This is a genomic window from Streptomyces sp. NPDC012935, assembly GCF_042900345.1.
In the GTDB taxonomy this organism is placed as follows: Bacteria; Actinomycetota; Actinomycetes; order Streptomycetales; family Streptomycetaceae; genus Streptomyces.
Window position 1 is genome coordinate 192,004 of record NZ_JBIBBC010000005.1, and the last position, 19,971, is coordinate 211,974.

Below are 19,971 nucleotides of genomic sequence, written 5' to 3' on the forward strand. Positions count from 1 at the left end.
CTGCGCGGGCCTTCCCGTCCCGAGCGGCGAGGCTGACGCCCATGCGAGCCACCCTGCGCTGGGCGCACTCCGATCTGCGTACGCATCGCGGCGAAGCACTGTTCCTCGTGCTGGCCACGGCCGGGATCGTCGTGTCGCTGCTGCTGGCCACGGCCCTGTTCGGCTACGCCACCAACCCCTGGCAGCGCGTCTTCACCCAGGCGCACGGTGCGCACGTCTGGCTGCACACCGGGCCCTCGGCGGACACCGGGAAACTGGCCGAGCTCGACGGCGTCGAGTCCGTCGCCGGCCCCTACCCGACCGCCTCCACCACCCTGTCCTCCCAGGGCACCCGCGCCACCGTCGAACTGCGGGGCACCCCCGAGCGCCCCACTGTCGGCCGCCCGCTTCTCACTTCCGGCCACTGGCTGGACCCTTCGAACCCCGACGGCGTCGTCCTGGAGACCCGCCTCGCCCGCGCCCTCCTCGCCGCCCCCGGCGACACCCTCACCCTGCCCGGTACCGGCACTGCCCGGACCCTGACGGTCCTCGGCATCGCCGACAGCGCCGAGCCGCGCTACCGGCCGGGCGAGCAGCCGGGCCTCGTCTGGGCGCCGCCGTCCGCCGTGCCCGGCCCGGGCGGCCAGGTGATCGGGCTGCGTCTGACGGACCCCGACGACACGGACTACGCCGTCCAGCGCGCCGTGACCGTGCTGGGCGCCGGCGCGGTCAGCGAGGTCTCCACCTGGAAGCAGGGCCGCGCCGAGGCGCAGGGCGACAACCGGCTGCTCGGGCAGGTGCTGGGCCTGTTCGGACTGGGCGCGCTGATCGCCGCCGGACTCGCGGTCCACGGGGCCATCGGCACCCGCATCCGGGGTCATCTGCGGGACATCTCCGTGCTGAAGGCGATCGGGTTCACCCCGGGCCAGGTGGTCCGCGTCTTCCTGCTGCAGCACCTCGCCTACGCGCTGCTGGGTGCCGTCGCCGCCGCGGCCCTCATCCAGGCCCTGGGCAGCCACATCCCGGGGCGGCTCGGGGACGCGGTCGGGGTGTGGCAGGGACTGCCCGGGCACACCGTGGCGCTGTTCACGGTTCCTGTCGCGGCGGTGCTGCTCATCGGCGCGACCACCGGTCTCGCGGCCTGGCGGGCGGGGCGCGTCCCCCCGGTGCCGGTGCCACGGCCCGCGGCACCGCTCGGCGGGCGGCTGTCGGGGGTGGCCCGGCAGGCGCTCGGGCTGCGGCTGCCGCCCGCGCTGGTGCTGGGCTGGCACCGGGCGTTCACGCGTCGCCTGAGATCCCTGGCGACGGTCGCCCGGCTCGCGCTGCCGCTCCTGCTGATCGTCGTGGCGATGAGCGCGTGGACCACGATCGAGCGCTTCGACAGCAGCCCCGAGCAGATCGGCCTGCCGACCGCCCTGACCGTCCATGCCGACTCCGGACTGGCCGACCTGGAGACCCGCACGCTGCTCGAACGCGACCCGCAGGTCACCGCCGCCTACCCCGGCGTCGAGGTGGCCGCCCTCGTCCCGGGCCAGACGGCCACGATCGCCCTGCGCGGCCTCGGCACCCGCGAGGACCCCTACCCGTACACCCTCGCCGAGGGCCGCCCCGCTCAGGGCCGCGACGAGGCGGTGGCCGGGCAGGGGCTGCTGGATCTGCTGGACGTGCGGGTCGGTGACTGGGTGCGGATGACCGTCGGCGACCAGCCGCAGATCCTGCACATCGTGGGCCGCAGCGTCGAGCCGGAGAACGCCGGCCGGGTCATCTCCACCTCCCTGGACACCCTGCGCGAGAACGACCCCGGTCTCGGCCCCACCCTCTACGAGCTGCGGCTCCGCCCGGGCGCGGACCCCGGCGACGTGGCCGACCGGCTGGCCGCCACCGCGCACGGACGCCTCGACGTGCACGCCGTGCCGAATCCTGCCGACGGCCTCTCGGCCCTGCGCGGAGTCGTCGTGGGCCTGATCGCCGTGCTGGCCCTCATCGGGCTCATCGAACTCCTCACCGCGATCGGCGGCGCCGTCCGCGAGGGCGAGCGCGACCTGCTGGCCCTCAAGGCCATCGGACTGTCCCCGCGGCAGATCACCGCGATCACCGTCACCTCCACGGCCTGCACCGCCCTGGCCGCGGTCGTCGTCGGCACGGCCCTGGGCACGCCCCTCGCGCACTGGCTGATCGACGCCCAGGGCAGATCGAGCGGCATCGGCGCGGGGATCGCCCAGGGTCCGTCCGCCGCCCTCCTGGTGCTGTTCGGCACGGCGGCAGTCGCCGGAGCGGCCGCACTCGCCGCCGTCCCGGCCTCCCGCTCGGCCCGCCGCCGACTCGCCGACACACTGAGCGCGGTCGCCTGACCGAAGATGAGCCCGGCACGGGTTCCGCGAGGTCAGCTGCCGCACGGTCCGAGGCCATAGGGTCCGGGGGCGTACGGCTGCTGCGGGTGGTAGTGCGCGCCACCCAGGAACCTACGGCCGGCCCCAGCCGGATGCCGTACCGGTTCCTGGGCCGGCCCGTCTCCAGCAGGGCGATGCCCGCGATCAACGAAGGAGTTGACGCGAAGCGGACGACCACGCGCCGCCCGCCTACCGCATCCTCGGTCACCGCCAAATCTGCGTCACTGCCGGATCCACGTCACCGCCGCATCCGCGGTCACTGCCGGCCGCGCAGCTCCCGGTACTTGGCGACAAGCGCCTGCGTCGAGGCGTCCAGCCCCGGCACCTCGGCACCCTCGGTCAGCGCGGGCTCGACGCGCTTGGCGAGGACCTTCCCGAGCTCGACGCCCCACTGGTCGAAGGAGTCGATGTTCCACACCGCGCCCTGCACGAACACCTTGTGCTCGTACAGCGCGACCAGTTGCCCGAGCACCGACGGAGTCAGCTCGCGCGCGAGGATCGTCGTCGTCGGGTGATTGCCCTTGAACGTCTTGTGGGTCACCAGCTCCTCCGGCACCCCCTCGGCACGCACCTCCTCCGGCGTCTTGCCGAACGCCAGCGCCTGCGTCTGCGCGAAGAAGTTCGCCATCAACAGGTCGTGCTGTGCCTTGAGTCCGTCGCTCATCTCGGCGACGGGCTCGGCGAAACCGATGAAGTCCGCCGGGATCAGCTTGGTTCCCTGGTGGATCAACTGGTAGTACGCGTGCTGCCCGTTGGTGCCCGGCGTGCCCCACACGACCGGCCCGGTCTGCCAGTCGACCTCCCTCCCGTCCCGGCCGACGTACTTGCCGTTGGACTCCATGTCCAGCTGCTGCAGATACGCCGTGAACTTCGACAGGTAGTGGCTGTACGGCAGGACCGCGTGCGACTGGGCGTCGTGGAAGTTGCCGTACCAGATGCCCAGCAGGCCCAGCAGCAGCGGCACGTTGGACTCGGCGGGCGCCGTGCGGAAGTGCTCGTCGACGATCCGGAAACCGTCGAGCATCTCCCGGAAGCGGTCCGGCCCGATGGCGATCATCAGGGACAGGCCGATCGCCGAGTCGTAGGAGTAGCGCCCGCCGACCCAGTCCCAGAACTCGAACATGTTGGCCGTGTCGATGCCGAAGTCCGCCACCTTCTCGGCATTCGTCGACAGGGCGACGAAGTGCTTGGCGACGGCTTCCGGGCCCGCCTTCAGCTCGCCCAGCAGCCAGTCGCGCGCCGAGGTCGCGTTGCTGATCGTCTCGATCGTCGTGAACGTCTTGGAGGCGATGACGAACAGCGTCTCGGCCGCGTCCAGGTCGCGGGTGGCCTCGTGCAGGTCGGCGCCGTCGACGTTCGACACGAAGCGGACGGTCAGGTCGCGGTCGGTGAAGCTGCGCAGCACCTCGTACGCCATCGCGGGGCCGAGGTCGGAGCCGCCGATACCGACGTTGACGACGTTCTTGATGCGCCTGCCGGTGTGCCCGGTCCAGGCACCGGAGCGGACCCGCTGGGCGAAGTCGGCCATCTTGTCGAGGACGGCGTGCACCCCGGGGACGACGTTCTCCCCGTCGACCTCGATGACCGCGTCACGGGGTGCGCGCAGCGCGGTGTGCAGCACGGCGCGGTTCTCGGTGGTGTTGATCTTTTCGCCGCGGAACATGGCGTCCCGCAGCCCGAACACGTCAGTCGCGGCGGCCAGCTCGCGCAGCAGCCGCAGCGTCTCGTCGGTGACCAGGTGCTTGGAGTAGTCGACGTGCAGGTCACCGACCTGCAGCGTGTACCCCGCACCACGGCCCTGGTCGGCGGCGAACAGCTCCCGCAGCCGCACTTCGCCGAGCTCCTCTCGGTGCTTGGCCAGGGCGGTCCACTCGGGCGTCCGGTTGAGCCTGGTACGGCCGTCTGCGTTCATGTCCGACTTCAGCCTTCTTTCGTGCCTGTCTCAGCTGTTCCAACCTAATTGATCAGTGCGCGGCGTGAGCCGTCGTGGCGTCGTCGTCCGGCGCAACAACAGGTACGTCCGGCTTGCGCACAGGTATCAGCGAGGCGACGGCCAGTACGAAGAAGGCGGCCGTGAGCAGCGGCGGCGTGTTGAGGCCCCAGGCGGTGGCGACGGCACCGCCCAGCAGGGCGCCGAGCGGCACCCCGGCGAAGGCCAGGGTCCGGAACGCCGAGGCCACCCGGCCCAGCAGCGCCACGGGGCTGCGCTGTTGCATGAGGGTCGTCGTGTTGACGTTCCACACCATGCCCATGAGCCCGAAGACGGACAGGGCGGCGACCAGCACGGCCAGGCTGCGCACGGTGCCCATGGTGACGAGGGCCGCGATCTGCACCGCGCCGGCGAGCAGCACGGCCCGGATCCCGCCGAGGCGCTTCACGATCCGGCCGTTCAGCACTCCCCCGGCCAGGCCGCCGACCGTGAAGGCGGCGCCCGCCGCCGCGTATCCCACAGGGCCGGCGTCCAGCCACCCGGTCACGAGGAGGACCAGGGTGGCGAGCTGGGCGCCCATGCCGATGTTGCACAGGGCGGTGGCGGCGCACAGCCGACGCAGGGCCCGGTCGCGCCACAGGGTGCGCAGTCCCTCCGCGATCTCTCGGCGCAGGGTGCTGCCCGCCGGTCCCGGCCCCCGCTCGGGCGCCTCGATCCGCAGTGAGGCCACCAGCGCTGCCGCCACCAGGTACGTGCCGGCGTCGGCCGCGAAGGGCATGGCAGCTCCCGCCGCCAGCAACACCGGCACGACCGGCCCGCCCACCAGTCCGCCCACGATGCGCTGCCCGGTCATGAGGCGGGCGTTCGCACTGCCGAGCGCGTCACGGTCCACCAGGGCGGGAAGCAGGGCCGTGGCGGCGTTGTCGAACAGTGTCTGGAGCGCGGTCAGAGTGAAGGCCAGTGCGATGAGCAGCCCGATCGAAGCGTGACCGAACGCCACGGCCACCGCGAAAGCGCCGACCAGGAGGCCTCGTAACGCATCCACCGTCCACATCGCGCGCCGCTGGTCCACCCGGTCGGCGACGGCGCCGCCGAGCAGCCCGAAGACGATCCACGGCAGATAGCCACATGCGGTGACCGCGGCGATCAGCAGCGGCCGGTCGGTGAGGGTCACGGCGAGGAGCGGCAGGGCCGCCGTACGCAGGGAGTCGCCGAAGCTGGAGAGCACGGCGGCGCTCCACAGCCGCCCGAAGCCACCACGCCACGCGGGCGCACCCACGCCCACCGTCTCAGCCGTCGCCACGACTCCCCCTCCCGGTGTATCGATGCAGAAGATCGATGCACAAACCGTAGAGGGCGCCACTGACAATCGGTCCGCGAGCGGTCCGGCGCCGGTGCGTCGTACAGTTCCGGCCGGGCACCCGAGGGTGTCCGGCCGGCCTCAATTCCTAGATCTCGCCCCGCAGTTTGGCGAGCGCCTCGGCGAGGATCGCCTCGCCGTCCGCGTCACTGCGCCGTTCCCGTACATACGCCAGGTGCGTCTTGTAGGGCTCGGTGCGCGGCGGGTCCGGCGGGTTGTCCCGGTCCTGTCCGGCGGGAAAGCCGCAGCGCGGGCAGTCCCAGGTGTCGGGAACCTGCGCGTCGCTGGCGAAGCTGGGCTGGGTCTCATGCCCGTTGGAGCACCAGAAGGAGATGCGCAGCCGGGGCGCGGACTCGCCCCGCTCGGCCTCGCCCATCGGCCCCGCCCCGACCCGGCTTCCTCGGATCGCGTTGCCACTTGCCACGGTCGTAACTCCCTGCGTGATGGTGCCGCGAAGCGAGTCGGCGTTTCGCTTCGCTGCGAGCGCCTCAGTCTACGTAAGGCCCAACGCGCGTCCAGTGATTGGAGTTACAGAGCCCTCACACCTAGACGCAAGCCCCATGATAGGCCGCGCTCAGCTGCGCGTACCGAACATGGGGCCTTACGTGTGGATTGTGCGTGCCGGTCAGTTGTTCACCTTCATCAGAACACCGAGTACGACAATGCACGCGAACCACAGCAAACCGACCACAACGGTGATCCGGTCGAGGTTGCGCTCGGCGACCGAGGAGCCACCGACGGACGACTGCATGCCGCCACCGAACATGTCGGAGAGGCCGCCGCCCTTGCCCTTGTGCATCAGCACCAGCAGCATCAGCAGCCCGCTGAAGACGATCAGGGCGATCGAGAACCCCATAACCACGGCTGGACCAACTTCCTCGGATCTGGATGGACGACAGGGGCACAGCCACTGAGCTGTGCCCCCGCAAGGGTACGACGGATCCCGCTTACCAGGAACTCACTGGTCGCGGAACCGCACGATCTTGACGAACTCGTCGGCGTCCAGCGACGCACCGCCGACCAGGGCGCCGTCGATGTCGGCCTGGGCCATGATCTCCGCGACGTTGCCCGCCTTCACGGAGCCGCCGTACTGGATGCGGACCTGGTCGGCCAGCTCCTGCGAGTACAGCTCGGCGATCTTGCCGCGGATGGCGGCGCAGACCTCCTGGGCGTCCTCGGTGCCGCAGACCTTGCCGGTGCCGATGGCCCAGACGGGCTCGTAGGCGATCACGACGGTCTCGGCCTGCTCGGCCGGGAGGTCCTTCAGACCGCCCTCGACCTGGGCGAGGGTGTGACCGACGTGGTTGCCCGCCTCGCGGACGTGCAGCTCCTCGCCGACGCACAGGATCGGGGTCAGGCCGTGCCTGTAGGCGGCCTTGACCTTGGCGTTGACGATCTCGTCGGTCTCGGCGTGGTACTGGCGGCGCTCGGAGTGGCCGATCGCCACGTACGTGCACTTCAGCTTGGCCAGCATCGAGCCGGAGATCTCGCCGGTGTAGGCACCGGAGTCGTGCGCCGAGATGTCCTGGGCGCCGTACTTGATCTTCAGCTTGTCGCCGTCGACCAGGGTCTGCACGGAGCGCAGGTCGGTGAAGGGCGGCAGGACGGCGACCTCGACGGCCTCGTAGTCCTTGTCGGCCAGGGCGAAGGCGAGCTTCTGGACGTGCGCGATGGCCTCGAGGTGGTTGAGGTTCATCTTCCAGTTGCCCGCCATCAGCGGCGTGCGCGTGCTCATAAAGGGTCAGTCCTCCAGTGCGGCGAGGCCGGGGAGCGTCTTGCCCTCGAGGTATTCGAGGGAGGCGCCGCCACCGGTCGAGATGTGGCCGAATGCCGTCTCGTCGAAGCCCAGGGTGCGGACGGCCGCGGCGGAGTCGCCACCGCCGACCACGGTGAAGCCCTTGGAGTCGACGAGGGCCTGGGCGACCGCCTTGGTGCCCTCGGCGTAGTCGGGGTGCTCGAAGACGCCCATGGGGCCGTTCCAGAAGACGGTGGCGGCGTCGGCGAGCTTCGAGGCGTACAGCTTGCGGGTCTCCGGACCGATGTCCAGGCCCTCCTGGTCGGCCGGGATGGCGTCCGCGGCGACGGTCGTGGGGTTGGCCGGAGCCTTGGTCTTCAGGTCCGGGAACTCGGTGGAGACCAGGACGTCGACCGGCAGGACGATTTCGACGCCGTTCTTCTCGGCGCGCTCCATGTACTCGGTGACGACCGGGATCTGGTCCGCCTGGAGGAGGGAGATGCCGACCTCGTAGCCCTTGGCCTTGAGGAAGGTGTACGCCATGCCGCCGCCGATGAGCAGCCGGTCGGCCTTGGCGAGCAGCTGGTCGATGACGGCGAGCTTGTCGGACACCTTGGCGCCGCCGAGGGCGACGACGTACGGCCGCTTGACGTCATCGGTGAGCTTCTTCAGGACGGCGACCTCGTTCGCGATGAGGTAGCCGGCGTAGTGCGGCAGCTTGGCCGGGAGGTCGTACACCGAAGCGTGCTTGCGGTGCACCGCGCCGAAGCCGTCACCGACGTAGACGTCGACGAGGGCGGCCAGCTGCTCGGCGAAGGCGGCGCGCTCGGCGTCGTCCTTGCTGGTCTCACCGGCGTTGAAGCGGAGGTTCTCGACGACCGCGACCGAGCCGTCGGCGAGGCCGGCGACCACGGCCTGGGCGGACTCGCCGACCGTGTCGGTCGCGAACGCGACGTCCGCGCCGAGCAGTTCACCGAGGCGCGCGGCGGCGGGGGCCAGGGAGAAGGCCGGGTCCGGGGCACCCTTGGGGCGGCCCAGGTGCGAAGCGACGACCACCCGGGCGCCCGCCTCGGCCAGCGCCTTGACGGTGGGCAGGACGGCGCGGATACGGCCGTCGTCGGTGATCGTGGTGCCGTCCAGCGGCACGTTCAGGTCGGCGCGGACGAAGACCCGCTTACCGGCGACGCCTTCGGAGAGAAGTTCGTCGATCGTCTTCATGAAGGGGACTCCTGAGAAGGGCTCGTGATCGCTCGTAAGTGCCCGGAAGCACTCGTGATCCAACAGGTCTGATCTGCACGTGAGTCAGGGCTCGGACGGCGCGTCCCTGCGCCGACCGAGCCCTGACTCACATCAATGCGCCTGCTCTGGATATATCAGAGCTGGTTGCCGACGAAGACCGTGAGGTCGACGAGGCGGTTGGAGTAGCCCCACTCGTTGTCGTACCAGCCCAGGATCTTCACCGAGGTGCCCTCCTGGACCATGGTCAGGGAGGAGTCGAAGGTGCAGGACGACGGGTCGCTGACGATGTCCGAGGAGACGATCTCGTCCTCGGTGTAGGACAGGTAGCCCTGCAGCTCGCCCTCGGCCGCCTTCTTGAACGCCGCGTTGACCTCGTCCTTGGTGACCTCGCGCGACAGCTCCACGACCAGGTCGGTGGCCGAGCCGGTCGGGACGGGGACACGCATCGCGATGCCGTCGAGCTTGCCCTTGAGCTGCGGCAGGACCAGGGCGGTGGCCTTGGCGGCACCGGTCGTGGTCGGGATGATGTTCTCCGCGGCGGCACGGGCGCGGCGCAGGTCCTTGTGCGGGAAGTCCAGGATGCGCTGGTCGTTCGTGTACGCGTGCACGGTCGTCATCAGACCCTTGACGATGCCGAAGTTCTCGTCGAGGACCTTGGCCATCGGCGCCACGCAGTTGGTGGTGCAGGAGGCGTTGGAGATGACGTGGTGGTTCGCCGGGTCGTACTTGTTCTCGTTGACGCCCATCACGATGGTGATGTCCTCGTCCTTGGCCGGAGCCGAGATGAGGACCTTCTTGGCGCCACCGGCGAGGTGCTTGGCGGCGTCGTCCTTCTTGGTGAAGATGCCGGTCGACTCGATGACGATGTCGACGCCCAGCTCGCCCCAGGGGATGTCGGCCGGGTTGCGCTCGGACAGCACCTTGATGGTGTGGCCGTCGACGGTGATCGTGTCGGCGGTGTGGGTGACCTCGTGCTTGAGCCGACCCAGGATGGTGTCGTACTTCAGCAGGTGCGCCGTGGTCGCGGTGTCACCCAGGTCGTTGACAGCCACGATCTCGATGTCAGCGCCCTGCTCCAGCAGCGCGCGGAAGTAGTTGCGACCGATACGACCGAAGCCGTTGATGCCTACGCGGATCGTCACGAACCGATCTCCTCGTTGGTACGCCGGCCATGCGGTGCCGGCGAGCTCTGTTTGGGATGTCCCCGACCGCCTACGACCCTACCTCCCTGAGACCTCCGTGGTGACATTCAGATGCCTCATACACGGCACGGCGGTCCGTACCCGCCAGTAGGGGTACGGACCGCCCCGCCCGGAAGCCGGGATCACTCGATTCGGTCACTGTGCGTTGCGCACGGTTGACCTCGGCGTGTCACTCGTCAAGTGAGTCGAGGGCCTTTCCGATGAGCGCCGTTCGGTCGGCCGCCGCGGTGACGTGTTCCAGGCCGAAGCCCAGCAGCACCGTGTCGTCCGTGGTGATCGCTCCGTACGTCTGGAACAGCGCGCCGGTGCGCGCCCAGTCCTTGAGGACGGCGGGGCTGCCCGCGGGCGGTCCGGTCGTGCTCCAGGCGCCGAGCGACGTCTCGAAGCCCTCGGTCTCGGTGGCCGTGCCGCCGACGACGAGCGCGGCTTGGTCGGCAAGGACGCCGCGTCCGCCGAAGCCCGGGTCGGAGACATAGCTGATCGAGATCTCGACGGACTTGCCGGCATACGCGCTCAGGTCGAACTCCACCTGCTTCCAGCCCGCGGAGGCGCCGGTGAGGGCGTTCCACTGCCCGCTGGTGCCGGACGCGGTGCAGCCTGCGGCCGACTGCGTCAGGTAGTGCTTGAGCCAGGGGTGTTCGGCCATGTAGAAGCCGGCCTCGCACTCCGCCGGCACTGCGTTGCTGCTCGCGCCGTTCTTCTCGGGGAGGGTCGTCCAGTCCTCGGCCCCGGTGCTGTGGGCCTCGATCAGGACATTGTCGTAGCCGGGCTCGACGTCCCACAGCAACTGGGTGCGCAGGGTCGGCTGCTGCGCCGCGGTCACACCGGTGAGGTCGACGGTCCTGGTGAGCCGCTTGTAGGCGTCGTCGGTGTGCACGGCGGCCGCCATCCACGAACCGGCGTAGGGGCCGTACGGGTTGACCGTTCCTGCGAACTGGCCCGCGCCCGCACTGGCGAACTGCGGGTACTTGTCGACGGCCAGCTGGTCCGAGGTGACGCTGTAACTCCCTGCCTTGTCCAGCGGGTTGCCGGTGGCGTCGCCGAGTGCTCCGGTGACGCCTCCGAGTTCGCCGGAACCGGTGAAGCCGGTGGCGCCGGGGAGCGACGTACGGGAGTACGCGCCCAGGTAGTACTGGCTGAAGTCGTTCGACAGGGTGCCGCCACCGAGGTCGACGTTGCCGCCGGCCTGCTCGCCCGCCTCCATCAGCTTGCCGCCCTCGTTGAGGTAGGCACGCAGCTGGAGCTGGGTGGCGTTACCGGGGACGTTCGCGCCGGTGTAGTGGACGACCGTGTCGAAGTGGCCGAGCACGCCGAGCGCGTCGGGCGCGCCCTGAGTGGCGACATCCCAGACGATCGCCCTGTGGCCGTTGGCCTTGAGCGCGTCGACGTACTTCTGCGCGTGCGTCGCGGCGGCGCCTTCTTCTGCGACCACGAGGACGTCCGCGCGCGGCCGTTCGGCCACGGTGTACGTGAAGTGCTCGCTGGAGACCTTCTTTCCGCTCCTGGTCTCGCCGGTGAACCACACCTCGACCTTGTCGCCCCGGTCGCCGTCGGCGACCTTGGCGCGGTACTCGTCGAAGTAGAGGTTGTCCTCACCGCCGTACGTCTCGCCGCCCCTCCAGGGCCTGAGTGCCATGTCGTGCGTACGGCCGCCGTTGACGCGGTACTTGAGCTCCTTGTCGCGCACGGACTTGCGTACGACGACGGAGACCTCCTGGTCGGCGCCGCGGGAGTACGACGTGGTGAAGGGTGCCGGGGTGAAGTCGGCGGCCTTCAGGCCGAGCGAGGAGGCCGGCTGGTCGGGGTGCGCGGCGGACTCGGCGACGGAGAGCGCGAACGGGACGTTCTTGGCGAACTCCTGCTGGATCAGCTTCTCGTCGTCCGGGAAGTTGAAGACCGACTGGCAGTCCCTGGCGTTCCACTGGTCGTTCGGGTCGATGTTCGACGCGGTCTGGCAGGTCGACATCTCGGGCGTGAACATCGCGATGCCGTTGACGTTCGAGGCGTGACCGTCCGCCTCGCCGTTCGTCGTGTAGAGCTCCGAGGAGACCTGCGGGTGGTAGCCCGGGATCGCCGGGTTGTCCGGCGTGCCGGCGAGGGACTTGTAGAGGACGTCGTCGGGGGTGTCGGTGGCCACCTGCCAGCCGACGCCGTACAGGATGAGTTCGGCCGCTGAGTGGTAGTTGATGCCGTAGTCGAAGCCGATACGGCGCTCCAAGGCGTCCAGTGCCTTCGTCTCCGGCTCGGAGCCCGGGGAGGCGCCGCGGTAGGTCTCGCTGGTGGGGTTCGGGGACGAACCCTCGTCGTCGTAGCCCCACTTGTAGGGGAAGTTCCGGTTGAGGTCGACGCCGTCGCCGGTGCTGATGGCACCGTCGCCGTTGATGTCGCGCAAATTCTTGCGCCACAGGCGGGTGCTGGAGTCCTTGAACGTGTGGTCGTAACCGTCGGGGTTGGCCGAGAGGACGAACCACAGCTCGGTGGAGTCGACGATCTTCTTGACGCGCTTGTCCGTCTGGTAGTTGTCCAGGTAGTGGTGCATCAGGCGCCGGGTCATCTCCGGCGTGATCCACTCGCGCGCGTGCTGGTTGGACACGTACAGGACGGAGGGCTTGGAGCCGTCCTTCGTCTTCTTGGCGTTCTTGGTGAGCTTGAGCGCCAGGATGTCCTGGCCGCCCACGGTCTTGCCGATGGAGACGACCTTGGTGAGGCCGGGGTTCTCCTGCCCCGCCCGGACGATCTCCTCCTTGAGCCCCCCGCTACCGCTGTACGGGCGGTACACGCCCTCCGCGGCCTTGTCGGTACGTGCCTCAGCGCTGGCGGAGAGGTCGTGCTCGGTGAGCTCGACGCCCTGCTTCTCCAGCTTCTCGGCCTGGTCGTCGGTGAGGTAGACCTCGACGGTGGCCTTGCCCTTCTCGGGCGCCTGCTCACTGAGTTCGTGGCCGTCCTGGCCGGCCGCCAGCAGCAGCGGTACCTGCTGCTTGGTGACTTCGGCTCGGAAGACCTTGACTTCGCTCGGGTCGCTGTCTTGTGAACTTCCCGGTTGTGCCTGGGCGATCGGTGCGATACTCGCTCCGCCTATCAGGAGCGCACCGGCAGCGAGGATCGATCTCGCTCTGGGTCTCATGAACCCCCCTAGCAGTGTTTCGCCACAGTGACGAATGACTGCCAGGCTCATGCCACATCACGGTCCCGTCAAGAGTGCCGCAAAGACTGACAAATACCGGTGCCGACCTCCCAAGTGGACATCGGCACCGGCCGGTTGACGACCCCTCACCTCATCCCACGAGGTTGTCCGCCAGCTCCTCGGAGAGGTTCGCTTCCGTGCCCGGGATGCCCAGGTCCTGGGCTCGCTTGTCGGCCATGGCCAGCAGGCGGCGGATACGGCCGGCGACGGCGTCCTTGGTCAGCGGCGGGTCGGCGAGGGCGCCCAGCTCCTCCAGGGACGCCTGCTTGTGCTCCATGCGCAGGCGGCCGGCGGCGGCGAGGTGCTCGGGGACCTCGTCGGCGAGGATCTCCAGGGCGCGCTGGACCCGGGCGCCCGCGGCGACGGCCGCGCGCGCGGATCGGCGGAGGTTGGCGTCGTCGAAGTTGGCGAGGCGGTTCGCCGTGGCGCGGACCTCGCGACGCATCCGGCGCTCCTCCCAGGCCAGCACGGACTCGTGCGCACCGAGGCGGGTGAGCAGGGCGCCGATCGCGTCGCCGTCCCGGACGACCACGCGGTCCACGCCGCGCACCTCGCGGGCCTTTGCGGCGATCGACAGCCGACGGGCCGCGCCGACCAGGGCGAGCGCGGCCTCGGGGCCCGGGCAGGTCACTTCGAGGGAGGAGGAGCGGCCGGGCTCGGTGAGCGAGCCGTGCGCCAGGAACGCACCGCGCCAGGCGGCCTCCGCGTCACAGGTGGCCCCGGAGACCACCTGAGGGGGCAGGCCGCGGATCGGGCGGCCCCGCCCGTCCACCAGGCCGGTCTGGCGGGCCAGCTGGTCACCGCCCGCGACCACACGAACGACGTAGCGCGAACCGCGGCGCAGCCCGCCCGGTGCCATCACGATCAGCTCGGAGCTGTGGCCGAAGATCTCCAGGATGTCCCGCTTGAGCCGGCGCGCCGCCATCGCGGTGTCCAGCTCCGCCTCGATCACGATGCGCCCGCTGACCAGGTGGAGGCCGCCGGCGAACCGCAGAATGGCGGAGACCTCCGCCTTCCTGCAGCAGGTCCGGGTGACGGGGAGCCGGGAGATCTCATCCTTCACCGCTGCCGTCATCGCCATGGGCCGATCCTTCCATGCATCCGAAAAATACGGTCGTACGCGGCGGCGAGCAGCTCCGGGTCGTGCCGGGGCGTCCCGTCCGTCCGGGCCACCGGGGCCAGCTCGACCGCGGCGCCGAGCCGCTTGGCCGCCTCGGTGAGCACATCGCGGTCGGGCACGGCAGCCTCGTCGGCCAGCACCACGTCCAGGGCGAGTTTAGGGGCGTGTCGTCCCAAAACCTCCAAATGACGCTGCGGTGAGAAGCCTTCGGTTTCTCCCGGCTGCGGCGCGAGGTTCAGGGAGAGCACCCGGCGCGCCTTCGTTTCGGTGAGGGCGTCCAGGAGTTCCGGCACGAGCAGGTGCGGGATGACCGAGGAGAACCAGGATCCGGGACCGAGCACCACCCAGTCCGCGTCCCGGACGGCGGCGACGGCCTCCGGAACGGCGGGCGGGTCGTGCGGCACCACGTGCACCGACTGCACCTCGCCGCAGGTGAGGGCGACGTTCGCCTGCCCCCGGACGGTGTCGACCTCCTCGGGTCGGTCCGGGTCGTGCCCCTTGACCAGGGCCTGCAGCTCCAGCGGCACGGCGGACATGGGCAGCACGCGCCCGTGCGCCCCGAGCAGCTTGCCGACCAGGTCGAGGGCCTGGACGTGGTCACCGAGCTGCTCCCACAGAGCGACGATCAGCAGGTTGCCGACCGCGTGGTCGTGCAGGTCGCCCTTGGAGTGGAAGCGGTGCTGGATGACGCGGGACCAGGTCTGGCCCCAGTCGTCGTCGCCGCACAGCGCGGCCAGCGCCTTGCGCAGGTCACCGGGCGGCAGTACGCCCAGCTCGTCACGCAGGCGCCCGCTGGAGCCGCCGTCGTCCGCCACCGTGACGACGGCGGTGAGATCGCCGGTGATCCGGCGCAGTGCGGCGAGGGAGGCGGACAGGCCCATCCCGCCGCCGAGGGCGACGACCTTGGGCTGGGCGCCCCGGCGGCGTGGCCTGGCGCCACGGGCCTCGGCGGGGCGGGCGGCGCGTGTCTCGGGCACCGCCCGGCGCAGCCTGCTCAGCCGCGGTGTACGTCCCGTCATTCCCGTCCCATGTCCCGGTGTACGACCACCGTCTCCACGCCCTGGGAGGCGAGGCGGGCGGCGAGCTTTTCGGAGGTGGCGACCGAGCGGTGCTTGCCGCCGGTGCAGCCGACCGCGATGGTCACGTACCGCTTGCCCTCACGGCGGTATCCGGCCGCGATGAGCTGGAGCAGCTCGGAGTAGCGGTCGATGAATTCCTTCGCGCCGGGCTGGTTGAAGACGTACGCCGACACCTCCTCGTTGAGGCCGGTGAAGGGGCGCAGCTCCGGGACCCAGTGCGGGTTGGGCAGGAAGCGCATGTCCACGACCAGGTCGGCGTCGACCGGGAGGCCGTACTTGAACCCGAAGGACATGACCGTGGCCCGCAGCTCGGGCTCCTCGTCGCCGGCGAACTGGGCATCCATCTTGGCCCGCAGCTCGTGCACGTTGAGGCTGGAGGTGTCGATGACCAGGTCGGCGTCGCCGCGCAGCTCGCGCAGGAGTTCACGCTCGGCGGCGATGCCGTCGACGATACGGCCGTCACCCTGGAGGGGATGCGGACGGCGCACCGACTCGAAGCGGCGCACCAGGGCGTCGTCGGAGGACTCCAGGAAGACGATCCGGCGTGTCACACCCCGCGTGTCGAGGTCGGACAGCGACTCACGGAGGTTGTCGAAGAAGCGGCGGCCACGGACGTCGACGACCACCGCGATCCGCGCCACGTTGCCCTGGGAGCGGGCACCGAGCTCCACCATGGTGGGGATCAGCGCGGGCGGGAGGTTGTCGACGACGAACCAGCCGAGGTCCTCCAGACACTTGGCCGCCGTCGAGCGGCCGGCCCCGGACATTCCGGAGATGATCACCAGCTCGGGGATGGCCGTCTCGGGGACCTGGGCTGCGTCGGCGCCCGTACTCACCTGTGCTCCGTCTTCCTGGGGTGCATCTTGCTGGGTGAGACCCTCGCCGTCCTTCCTGTGCGTGCCCTGAGCTTGTTGATCTCGCTCGCCTGTGGGTTGTGTCTCGTGCTCGCTCATCTCTCCTGCCCCCGTCGTTCGTCCGGGGCGCCCGCGGACACGGGCTCCCCCGAGGTCTCCGCCGTCGTATCGGATTCCTCGTCTTCCATGATCTCTCCAGTAGCCGTGTTCACGGCGGGTGCGGCCGGAGCCGCCTGGGCGAAGGCAATCGCGATCGCCTCGGCCGTCTTGCGACCTATGCCCGGAACCTCGCAGATCTGATCGATTGTCGCGGATCGGAGCCTCTTCACCGAACCGAAGTACTTGATCAGAGCCTGCTTGCGGGTCTCACCGAGACCGGGGACGTCGTCCAGCGGGCTCGACCGGAAACGCTTGGCACGCTTGGTGCGCTGGTAGGTGATCGCGAAGCGGTGCGCCTCGTCCCGGACGCGCTGCAGCAGATAGAGGCCCTCGCTGGTGCGGGGCAGGACGACCGGGTCGTCCTCGCCGGGCAGCCAGACCTCCTCCAGGCGCTTGGCGAGGCCGCAGACGGCGATGTCGTCGATGCCGAGCTCGTCCAGGGCCCGCTGGGCGGCCGCGACCTGCGGCTGTCCGCCGTCGACGACGACGAGCTGCGGCGGGTAGGCGAAGCGCTTGGGTCGGCCGTCGTCGTCCTTGAGGCCGTTGCCCTGGCCGTCGGTGACATCGGCATCGAGGCCGTCGGCGATGGGCGCGGAGGAGGTGTCGGTGAGGGGGCCGGTCGACGTGTCGCCGAGGCTGCTGTCACCGTCGGCCCACTCGCCCGTCTTCTCCTTCTCGGCGAGGTAGCGCCGGAAGCGGCGGGTGATCACCTCATGCATGGAGCGGACGTCGTCCTGGCCCTCGAAGCCCTTGATCTGGAAGCGGCGGTACTCGCTCTTGCGCTGCAGCCCGTCCTCGAAGACGACCATGGAGGCCACGACGTCGTCACCCTGGAGGTGGGAGATGTCGTAGCACTCGATCCTGAGCGGGGCGCTGTCGAGGTCGAGGGCGTCGGCGATCTCCTCCAGGGCACGCGAGCGCGTGGTCAGGTCGGAGGCACGCTTGGTCTTGTGCAGGACGAGCGCCTGCTGGGCGTTGCGCTCCACGGTCTGCATGAGAGCGCGTTTGTCGCCTCGCTGGGGGATGCGCAGGGAGACGCCCGAGCCGCGCCGGCCGGTCAGCCACTCCTGCACCGGCTCCACCGGATCGGGCAGGGCCGGGACGAGGACCTCCTTGGGCACGGCGTCCCCGGTCTCCTCGCCGTAGAGCTGTTGGAGCGCGTGCTCGACGAGGGCGCCCGTGGTGATCTCCTCGACCTTGTCGGTCACCCAGCCGCGCTGGCCGCGTACCCGGCCGCCACGGACGTGGAAGATCTGCACGGCCGCCTCGAGCTCGTCCTCGGCGACCGCGACGAGGTCGGCGTCGGTCGCGTCGGCGAGCACGACCGCGTTCTTCTCCATGGCCTTCTTGAGCGCCTCGATGTCGTCGCGCAGGCGGGCGGCCCGCTCGTACGCCATCTCGTCGGCCGCCTCCGTCATCTGCTTTTCCAGCCGGCGAAGGTAGGTGCTCGTACGGCCGGTCATGAAGTCGCAGAACTCCTCGGCCAGTTCGCGGTGCTCCTCGGCGGAGACGCGGTCCACGCAGGGGGCGGAACACTTGCCGATGTAGCCGAGCAGGCAGGGGCGGCCGGTGCGGCGGGCATTCTTGAAGACGCCCGCCGAGCAGGTGCGCACGGGAAAGACGCGCAGGAGGAGGTCGACGGTGTCGCGGATCGCCCACGCGTGCGCGTACGGCCCGAAATACCTGACGCCCTTCTTCTTGTGACCGCGCATCACCTGCACGCGCGGGAACTCCTCGTTCATCGTCACCGCGAGGTACGGGTAGCTCTTGTCGTCCCGGTACTTGACGTTGAACCGGGGGTCGTACTCCTTGATCCAGGAGTACTCCAGCTGTAGAGCCTCGACCTCCGTGGACACCACGGTCCACTCCACGGACGCTGCCGTGGTGACCATCGAGCGGGTGCGCGGATGCAGGCCCGCGAGGTCCTGGAAGTAGTTCGCCAGGCGCTGGCGCAGGCTCTTCGCCTTTCCGACGTAGATCACCCGGCGGTGCTCGTCACGGAACCTGTACACCCCGGGAGAGTCCGGGATCTGTCCCGGCTTGGGGCGGTAGCTGGAGGGGTCGGCCATGTCTCACACCCTACTGGCGCCCGCTGACACTCCGGCGAGGCTGTGGATAACCGGCCCGGCCGGTCGGCGGGACTCCAGGAACGGCGAGAACGGCCAGGACACAGGGGTGGTCGGCGCCGGCCCCGACAGCAGCGGCCGGCCCCGGCGGACTGGGCAGTGGATCACCTCGGCTGCGCGGTCCGTCTTACTGGCTTGCGCGCGGTCCGTCTCACTGGCTTGCGCGGTCCGTCTCGCCGGCGTCCGCGTGGTTCGTCTCGCCGGCGTCCGTGACGCCGACCACACCGGTGCCGTGCGTGCGGGTGGACACCGTCAGCACGAGCGGACAGGCGGCCCCTGGCCGCGGCGCTCTCTCGGGAGGCTGGGTCGAAGGCGGAGCTGGGCCTGGTGAGCCCACGCGCCGACATGACTCCGGCCTGGTCACCGGGCCGGACCTCCGCCTGCATGCGCAACACCAGGATCGGCACAGCGACTTGAGAGCACGGGGTGGGCGGCTGCGTCGGGACTCGGCCAGGGTGCGCAGCTGTTGGGCGACAGGTGTTGTCGGGACTTGGTCAACACGCTTCAATGCGGTGGAACTCGGGGCCCTGAACGACGGCGTACGGATGTGAAGACCCCCCAAACGCCGACGGGGTGGCCCCGACGAGCCGCGCGACCGGTCTGACCAGCCGTTGTGAACATTACAGAAAGGCCCCTGCATGCCGCACGCCACTCAGCACGCGGACGCCCCCACCGTCGCCACCGTTGCCACCGTCGCCACCGCGGAACTGGACACGGCCCTGCGAGGCGGTCCGTTCCACGTAGCCTTGCGCGCCGCGATAGCCGCCCGGGGACTGCCGCTGCAGCGGGTGCAGCACCATCTGTCCCGGCGTGGGGTGAAGGTCGGCGTCACCAGCCTGAGCTACTGGCAGCAGGGTGCCCGTCGGCCGCAGCGGCCCGAGTCGCTGCGGGCGGTGCGGGCCTTGGAGGAGATACTCCAGCTGCCGGAGGAGTCCCTGATCCGGCTGCTCGCCGAGGCCGACGACCACTCCACCCTCCAGCAGCCCGCGGCCCGCTCCTACCGCTCCCTCGTGGAGGCATCGGGCGTCCTGGAACAGCTGCTGGCCGAACTGGACTGTTCGACCGACGGCGGCCTGCACACCCTCGCCCATCACGAGCTGGTACGCATCGGGGCGCGCCGCGAGCTGGCGGGGCGCGAGTCGCACCACATCGTGCGCGCCCACAGGGATGGTGTGGACCGCTTCCTCGCCGTCCACCACGGCGACCCGGGCTGCGTGCCGGAGCGCATGACGGTGCGCGCCGTGGAGAACTGCCGTACAGGCCGGGTCCGTTGGCACCACGACACCGGCGTTCTGGTGGCGGAGCTGCTCTTCGGTGCGCGTCTGCGTGCGGGCGATACGTACCTCTTCCGTTACGGCGTCGAGGACGGCACGGCGGACGTGTGCCGCGAGTATGCCCGGGGCTTCCCGCTCGCGGGCGGCCAGTACGCCCTCCAGGTCCGGTTCGCCGGGAACGCCCTCCCCATCCGCTGTCACCGGTTCTCCCAGCACTCGGCGGCAGCGCCCCGCAGCGGTCGCCAGGGGCTGGCCCTCAGCGCGCTGCACCGTTCCGTGCACCTGGTCGAGCCGCGGGTGCGGTCGGGGATCGTGGGCATCGGGTGGGACTGGGAGTGAG

At 70.2% G+C, this 19,971-nt stretch carries 14 protein-coding genes; 2 read left to right on the forward strand and 12 right to left on the reverse strand.

Annotation, left to right across the window (positions count from 1 at the left end; genetic code table 11):
* Nucleotides 1-41: 41 nt before the first annotated feature.
* Nucleotides 42-2,330: an FtsX-like permease family protein gene (locus ACFY5C_RS15085; RefSeq protein WP_389444465.1), complete on the forward strand. Its 2,289-nt coding sequence runs from the start codon at nucleotides 42-44 to the stop codon at nucleotides 2,328-2,330.
* Between the two features lie 295 nt (nucleotides 2,331-2,625).
* On the opposite strand, the gene pgi is transcribed toward ACFY5C_RS15085, so the two are convergent.
* The 12 genes from pgi to uvrC all read right to left on the reverse strand — a co-directional run bounded on the left by pgi (nucleotide 2,626) and on the right by uvrC (nucleotide 18,300).
* Nucleotides 2,626-4,281 (reverse strand): glucose-6-phosphate isomerase, encoded by a 1,656-nt coding sequence (gene pgi, locus ACFY5C_RS15090; RefSeq protein WP_389444467.1) that lies wholly within the window; start codon nucleotides 4,279-4,281, stop codon nucleotides 2,626-2,628.
* A gap of 52 nt (nucleotides 4,282-4,333) precedes the next feature.
* Nucleotides 4,334-5,602 carry an MFS transporter gene (locus ACFY5C_RS15095; protein WP_389444469.1) on the reverse strand — a complete coding sequence of 423 codons (1,269 nt, stop codon included), beginning with the start codon at nucleotides 5,600-5,602 and terminating at the stop codon, nucleotides 4,334-4,336.
* A gap of 145 nt (nucleotides 5,603-5,747) precedes the next feature.
* Entirely contained in the window at nucleotides 5,748-6,083 is a 336-nt protein-coding gene (locus tag ACFY5C_RS15100; RefSeq protein WP_003957010.1) for an RNA polymerase-binding protein RbpA, read from the reverse strand.
* Nucleotides 6,084-6,284: 201 nt separating this feature from the next.
* The gene (gene secG / locus ACFY5C_RS15105) at nucleotides 6,285-6,515 is read right to left on the reverse strand and encodes a preprotein translocase subunit SecG (protein WP_328430621.1); all 231 of its coding nucleotides are present in this window, start codon (nucleotides 6,513-6,515) and stop codon (nucleotides 6,285-6,287) included.
* Nucleotides 6,516-6,617: 102 nt separating this feature from the next.
* Nucleotides 6,618-7,394, reverse strand: coding sequence for a triose-phosphate isomerase (gene tpiA / locus ACFY5C_RS15110; protein WP_389444471.1), 777 nt, complete (start codon nucleotides 7,392-7,394; stop codon nucleotides 6,618-6,620).
* 6 nt (nucleotides 7,395-7,400) lie between these two features.
* Nucleotides 7,401-8,612 carry a phosphoglycerate kinase gene (locus ACFY5C_RS15115; RefSeq protein WP_389444473.1) on the reverse strand — a complete coding sequence of 404 codons (1,212 nt, stop codon included), beginning with the start codon at nucleotides 8,610-8,612 and terminating at the stop codon, nucleotides 7,401-7,403.
* A gap of 155 nt (nucleotides 8,613-8,767) precedes the next feature.
* A complete protein-coding gene (gene gap / locus ACFY5C_RS15120) occupies nucleotides 8,768-9,775 on the reverse strand; it encodes a type I glyceraldehyde-3-phosphate dehydrogenase (protein ID WP_369270310.1) in 1,008 nt (335 codons plus the stop codon).
* Between the two features lie 229 nt (nucleotides 9,776-10,004).
* Nucleotides 10,005-12,959, reverse strand: coding sequence for a M14 family zinc carboxypeptidase (locus ACFY5C_RS15125; protein WP_389444475.1), 2,955 nt, complete (start codon nucleotides 12,957-12,959; stop codon nucleotides 10,005-10,007).
* Between the two features lie 151 nt (nucleotides 12,960-13,110).
* Nucleotides 13,111-14,100 (reverse strand): DNA-binding protein WhiA, encoded by a 990-nt coding sequence (whiA, locus tag ACFY5C_RS15130; RefSeq protein WP_345009985.1) that lies wholly within the window; start codon nucleotides 14,098-14,100, stop codon nucleotides 13,111-13,113.
* Nucleotides 14,091-15,158 (reverse strand): uridine diphosphate-N-acetylglucosamine-binding protein YvcK, encoded by a 1,068-nt coding sequence (yvcK, locus tag ACFY5C_RS15135; protein ID WP_389444477.1) that lies wholly within the window; start codon nucleotides 15,156-15,158, stop codon nucleotides 14,091-14,093. The genes whiA and yvcK overlap by 10 nt, the downstream gene beginning before the upstream one ends.
* Complete coding sequence (rapZ, locus tag ACFY5C_RS15140) at nucleotides 15,155-16,171, reverse strand: RNase adapter RapZ (RefSeq protein ID WP_389444479.1); 1,017 nt, start codon at nucleotides 16,169-16,171, stop codon at nucleotides 15,155-15,157. Before rapZ ends, yvcK begins: the two co-directional genes overlap by 4 nt.
* A complete protein-coding gene (gene uvrC, locus ACFY5C_RS15145) occupies nucleotides 16,168-18,300 on the reverse strand; it encodes an excinuclease ABC subunit UvrC (protein ID WP_389444481.1) in 2,133 nt (710 codons plus the stop codon). The genes rapZ and uvrC overlap by 4 nt, the downstream gene beginning before the upstream one ends.
* Before the next feature lie 695 nt (nucleotides 18,301-18,995).
* Between uvrC and ACFY5C_RS15150 the strand changes: the two genes are divergently transcribed.
* A complete protein-coding gene (locus ACFY5C_RS15150; protein ID WP_389444483.1) occupies nucleotides 18,996-19,970 on the forward strand; it encodes a hypothetical protein in 975 nt (324 codons plus the stop codon).
* Nucleotide 19,971 lies beyond the last annotated feature (1 nt).

Bases quoted from the DNA above. Each gene is read 5' to 3' on its own strand.
- ACFY5C_RS15085 (WP_389444465.1), top strand. From the start codon at position 42: ATGCGAGCCACCCTGCGCTGGGCGCACTCCGATCTGCGTACGCATCGC.
- pgi (WP_389444467.1), bottom strand. From the start codon at position 4,281: ATGAACGCAGACGGCCGTACCAGGCTCAACCGGACGCCCGAGTGGACC.
- secG (WP_328430621.1), bottom strand. From the start codon at position 6,515: ATGGGGTTCTCGATCGCCCTGATCGTCTTCAGCGGGCTGCTGATGCTG.
- tpiA (WP_389444471.1), bottom strand. From the start codon at position 7,394: ATGAGCACGCGCACGCCGCTGATGGCGGGCAACTGGAAGATGAACCTC.
- ACFY5C_RS15115 (WP_389444473.1), bottom strand. From the start codon at position 8,612: ATGAAGACGATCGACGAACTTCTCTCCGAAGGCGTCGCCGGTAAGCGG.
- ACFY5C_RS15125 (WP_389444475.1), bottom strand. From the start codon at position 12,959: ATGAGACCCAGAGCGAGATCGATCCTCGCTGCCGGTGCGCTCCTGATA.
- whiA (WP_345009985.1), bottom strand. From the start codon at position 14,100: ATGGCGATGACGGCAGCGGTGAAGGATGAGATCTCCCGGCTCCCCGTC.
- yvcK (WP_389444477.1), bottom strand. From the start codon at position 15,158: ATGACGGGACGTACACCGCGGCTGAGCAGGCTGCGCCGGGCGGTGCCC.
- rapZ (WP_389444479.1), bottom strand. From the start codon at position 16,171: ATGAGCGAGCACGAGACACAACCCACAGGCGAGCGAGATCAACAAGCT.
- uvrC (WP_389444481.1), bottom strand. From the start codon at position 18,300: ATGGCCGACCCCTCCAGCTACCGCCCCAAGCCGGGACAGATCCCGGAC.
- ACFY5C_RS15150 (WP_389444483.1), top strand. From the start codon at position 18,996: ATGCCGCACGCCACTCAGCACGCGGACGCCCCCACCGTCGCCACCGTT.